5 protein-coding genes are annotated in these 4,533 nt (G+C 66.6%); all 5 read left to right on the forward strand.

Features of this window, described 5'->3' with window-relative positions; genetic code table 11:
- The first annotated feature begins 230 nt into the window (after positions 1–230).
- Entirely contained in the window at positions 231–884 is a 654-nt protein-coding gene (locus HY726_18610) for a class I SAM-dependent methyltransferase (protein MBI4611008.1), read from the forward strand.
- Positions 859–1,851, forward strand: coding sequence for a class I SAM-dependent methyltransferase (locus HY726_18615; GenBank protein ID MBI4611009.1), 993 nt, complete (start codon positions 859–861; stop codon positions 1,849–1,851). Before HY726_18610 ends, HY726_18615 begins: the two co-directional genes overlap by 26 nt.
- Positions 1,852–1,864: 13 nt before the next feature.
- Positions 1,865–2,896 carry a radical SAM protein gene (locus HY726_18620; protein ID MBI4611010.1) on the forward strand — a complete coding sequence of 344 codons (1,032 nt, stop codon included), beginning with the start codon at positions 1,865–1,867 and terminating at the stop codon, positions 2,894–2,896.
- Positions 2,893–3,900, forward strand: coding sequence for a radical SAM protein (locus HY726_18625; protein MBI4611011.1), 1,008 nt, complete (start codon positions 2,893–2,895; stop codon positions 3,898–3,900). Before HY726_18620 ends, HY726_18625 begins: the two co-directional genes overlap by 4 nt.
- Positions 3,897–4,533, forward strand: a 637-nt coding sequence (locus HY726_18630) for a glycosyltransferase family protein (protein ID MBI4611012.1), incomplete at its 3' end; no start/stop codon positions are given. The genes HY726_18625 and HY726_18630, both read left to right, overlap by 4 nt.

The raw sequence follows: 4,533 nt of genomic DNA on the forward strand, positions 1-4,533 counted from the left end.
AGGCTGGAGAAGGGGATCGCCAGGCGCCTGCGCCTGGTGAATAGGATCCACGACAACCTGAAGATCGGGTACATGGTCCGCCTCGGGCCGAACCGGTCACGCCCTGAGCGCTTCCAGCTCTGGAAGAGACGGTTCCCGCAAGGGCAGGGATCGCAGTCGTGATCGCCGCCTTCGAAGACAGAACGCGGGGGGGCGTGGGAGCTGTCGCCCCACGGCAGCGTGACCTGCGCATGTGGCTGCACAGCGATCACTACACGGAGCTCATGCGCAGGCGGGTTGCCCGGCTGGAGGCGGAGATGGTGTGCGCCGCCCAGCTGCGGGAAGAACTTGCCCCGGTGGTCTCTCCCGGCATGAGCCTCCTGGATGCCGGCTGCGGGCCTGGGCACTACTACTGGTCCCTCCGGTCGCTCGGGATCGAGTATCACGGGATCGACCCCACCCCGCATTACATCGCCCTCGGCCGGCAGTTCCTGGCGAAGGGTGGGCTTCCGCCGGAGCGCCTCCAGGTAGTGGGGATCGAGGAGCTGACGGGAACCTATGATGTCGTGGTCTGCTACAACGTCCTCCAGTACCTGCCCGACTATCGGGAGGCGCTGGGCGTCCTGTGCTCGACCGCCGAGCGGATCCTCGTGATCCGGACGCTCCTGGACACCCGGACCTGCATCCGGTATGAGCAGGACCCCACCCTGGGCGACGCGCTCCGGGATGCGCGGTTCTTTTTCAACATCTACGCCATTGGCGAGGTTTCCGAGTTCATCCGGAGCCGGGGCTTCACCGTGCGCCGCGTGGCGGATCGACGGAGCGGCGATGCCCCGGAGATGGTGCTGGGGATGCCGCACCCGTACAGGATTCTGTTCTGTGAGCGCGATCGGCGTCCTCGATAGCCGACGGCCCGAGCTGGTGGCGGAGGTCGAGCCGGGGGCCTGTGTCCTCTGCGGCCCTGCCCCGTCGCGGCTTATGTACCAAATCCGTGAGCTACAGGGTCCGCTCCACATGAAGGCCCTCACGGGCGACCAGGTCTTTGATGTCCGCCGGTGCCTCTCGTGCGGCCTCGTGTTTCTCGATCCCTGGTACTCGTCCCAGCGGGTCCGGAAGATTTACAGCGACGAGTACTTCCGGCGGTCGGCGGACCCCGAGGGGCGGCCTCGGAGCTACCTCGGGGAGCGGGCGGAGAAGGTGCGGGCGTTCAGAGAGGAGGCGAGGCGTCTCCAGCGGTTCAAGGGCGGGGGGCGGCTCCTGGATGTCGGCTGCGGTCCAGGGTTTTTCCTCGCCAGCCTGGGGGACCAGTGGGAGAGGCACGGGATTGATCTCTCCCCGTTCGCGGTCGCCCGGGCGAGGGAGGAGGGCTTCCACGTCCTGCAGGGCGAGTTCACGGGCGAGGAGTTCGCCGCGGAGTGCTTCGATGCGGTGACGCTCTTCCAGGTCCTCGACCACGTGCCGGACCCGCTGGCGATCCTTCGCGCCTCCTATCGGGTTCTGAAGCGAGACGGCGTGCTCCTGCTCACGGCTTTCAACATCGGGAGCTTCTGCGCGAGGGTCTTTCAGGAAGGGTATCGGGTCCTCGGCACCAATCACTTCCACTACTTTGCTCCGAAGACGGTCTCGCTGGTCCTGAAGCACGCGGGCTTCAAGACGATCCGGATCGAGTTCCCGTACTTCGGGACGCCGTACTGCTCCGCGCGGGAGGTCGGGAGGCTGCTGGTCGGGCTGGGGCGGAAGGCGATGGACTGCATCACGGGCCGTCGGAGGACCATCCTCTCGCCGCCGTTCTACGGGAATCTCATGCGCGTCATCGCCTGCAAGCAGGAGCTCAGCGCGAGGAGCCTTGCGGACGTGCAGGCGCATCCCTAGAGGAGAGGGCCTCATGCTCTTCTACAGAGACTCGGAGAAGGCGGATCCGTTCTCCCGGATCTACGGTCATCCCCAGTGGCTGTTCCCCTACGAGCTGCCGCTCCCGGAGTTCCCTCTGATGATCGACATGGAGATCACGAACCACTGCAACCTCGACTGCATCTTCTGCTCTCGCCAGCTCATGAGCCGCAAGCAGGGGGTGATGGATTTCGGGGTCTTCACGAAGATCATCGACGAGGTGGCCCCATACGGGACGGGGATCCGGATCAGCGGCTGGGGCGAGCCGTTCCTGCATCCCCGCGTCGTCGAGATGGCGGAGTACGCCCATGCGAAGGAGGTGACCGTCCAGGTCACCACGAACGCCACCATCATGAGCGAGGAGCGGGCGGAGCGCATCGTCAGGTCCGGGCTGGACGAGCTGCGCTTCTCCATGCAGGGGCTGAACAAGCATCACTACGAGGAGATGCGGCTCCGGGGCCGGTTCGAGCAGTTCGTCCACAACGTCAAGCTGGTGCACGCGGTCCGGGAGCGGCTGGGGGCACGCACCCCCTTCCTCACCATGCAGACGACGGTCCTGACCACCGACTGGGCCGAGAAGACGCCCGAGGAGTACCGGGACGAGTGGCTCCCGTACGTGGACAAGGTCTCCGTGGACAACACGTTCTTCACCTACGTGGAGCACCTGGAGCGGGTCAAGCGGTACCTCCCCCATCAGGGGTTCGAGCAGCAGTACGGCCCGTGCGTGGACATCGCCATCAAGATGTTCATCAACTGGCAGGGCACGGTCCAGTGGTGCGTGCAGGACTATGAGGGAGTGCTGCACGCCCTCGGGAACCTGCGGGAGATGAGCATCCGAGAGGCGTGGCATCACGAGCGGCTCGAGCGGCAGCGGGAGCGGGTGGGACGAAACCTGGAACACGCCTCCCTCCCCTTCTGCAAGAAATGTTACTCGGTGACCACGAAGTACGAGGAGCTCAAGGAGAAAGCGCGGGAAGGGGGCGCCGCGCCCGTCGCGGTGGCCGTGCAGCAGGGTGGCGCCGCATGACCGACAGCCGATCGTACAATCCGCGACTCCGGTACAACGGGGAGATGGCCGAGGGCTTCATGGAGGGGAGCCTGTCCTTCCTCCGCCCCGAGGTGATCCGGAGCCACGCGAGCCCGGAGTTTCCCCTCTTTCTGAACATCGACCCGACGAACGCCTGCGAGCTGCGGTGCGAGTACTGCCCGACGAAATACCGGGCCCGGCCCTGGGGCTTCATGGACCTGGAGCTGTTCAGGCGGGTGATCGATGAGGTGACCGACCGCCCGCAGCTCTTCATGCTGAACCTCCACAAGGACGGGGAGCCTCTGCTGCACCGCCGGCTGCACGAGATGATCCGGTACGCGAAGGACCGCAAGGTGGCCCGGATGATCCACATGAACACCAATGGGGTGAGCCTCTCCCGCGAGAAGGCCCTGCGCCTGCTGGACTCGGGGATCGACGACATCACCTTCTCCGTGGATGCGGCCAGCCGGGAGACCTATGCCGCGACAAAGGGGCGGGACAAGCTGCATCAGGTGGAGGAGAACGTCCGGACCTTCATGGCACTCCGGACCCAGCGCGGCCAGGCGCACCCGTTCGTGCGGGCCAAGATCCTCGAGTACAGCGGCACGCGGCGGGAGATCGAGGGGTTCGTCGCCCGCTGGTCCTCCATCGTGGACGAGGTCCAGGTGACCGGGGTCCACGACTGGAGCGGGTCCATTGACGTGTCGGTGACGGAGTTCCAGGCCCCGAGGCGGTACCCGTGCGTGTTCCTGTGGTACGCGCTGGCGGTGAACTGGGACGGCCAGGTCTCGCTCTGCTGTGTCGACTGGAACCTGTCGGCCGTGGTCGGTGACGTGCGGGAATCGAGCCTGCACGAGATCTGGACCGGCCCCAAGGTCAGGGAGGCCAGGCGGCTACACGTGGAGCAACGGTTCAGGGAGGTACCCCTGTGTCACAAGTGCACCGTCTGGTCCGGAGGCCCGGACATGGGGGAGTGGCCGGCCCGGGCCCGGGAGTTCCTGTGAGGGTCGGCGCTATCATCCAGGCCCGGATGCAGTCGACGAGGCTGCCGGGCAAGACCCTCCTGAACCTGGCGGGGGAGCCCATCCTGAGCCATGTCCTGCGCCGGGTTCTGGCGGTCCGCGGGCTCGACCAGGTGGTCCTGGCGACTACGGAGCGGGCGGATGATGACCCCGTGGCGGCCCTGGGGGAGCGGATGAGGGTGGGGGTGTTCCGGGGCTCGGAGGAAGACGTCCTGGACCGGTACCTGCAGGCGGCGAGGGCATTCACCCTCGACATCGTGGTCCGTGTGACTGGAGAGGACCCCCTCGTGGACCCGGAGACCGTGGAGCAGCTCCTGGCGCTGCATGCTGCGGCAGGTGCTGACTACAGCAGCAACCTGATGCCCCGGACCTTCCCCGTGGGGCTGGATGCGGAGGTCTTCCCCACCGGGCTGCTCGAGGATCTGGCGGGGCGTCCGCTCACTCCCGAGCATCGGGAGCACGTCACGCTCTTCGTGCGGGAGCACCCAGAGGAGTTCAAGACGGCCAACCTGTGGGCGCCGCCGTGGCTCTACGGCCCTGACCTCCGGTTCACGGTGGACACCGGGGAGGACTTCCGCCTCATGGAGGCGATCTACGCGAGGTTCTACCGGGCCG

This window comes from Candidatus Rokuibacteriota bacterium (genome assembly GCA_016209385.1).
Lineage (GTDB): Bacteria > Methylomirabilota > Methylomirabilia > Rokubacteriales > CSP1-6 > JACQWB01.

Excerpts from the sequence above, each read along its gene's own strand:
- HY726_18610 (MBI4611008.1), top strand. The coding sequence starts at position 231 with ATGTGGCTGCACAGCGATCACTACACGGAGCTCATGCGCAGGCGGGTT.
- HY726_18620 (MBI4611010.1), top strand. The coding sequence starts at position 1,865 with ATGCTCTTCTACAGAGACTCGGAGAAGGCGGATCCGTTCTCCCGGATC.
- HY726_18625 (MBI4611011.1), top strand. The coding sequence starts at position 2,893 with ATGACCGACAGCCGATCGTACAATCCGCGACTCCGGTACAACGGGGAG.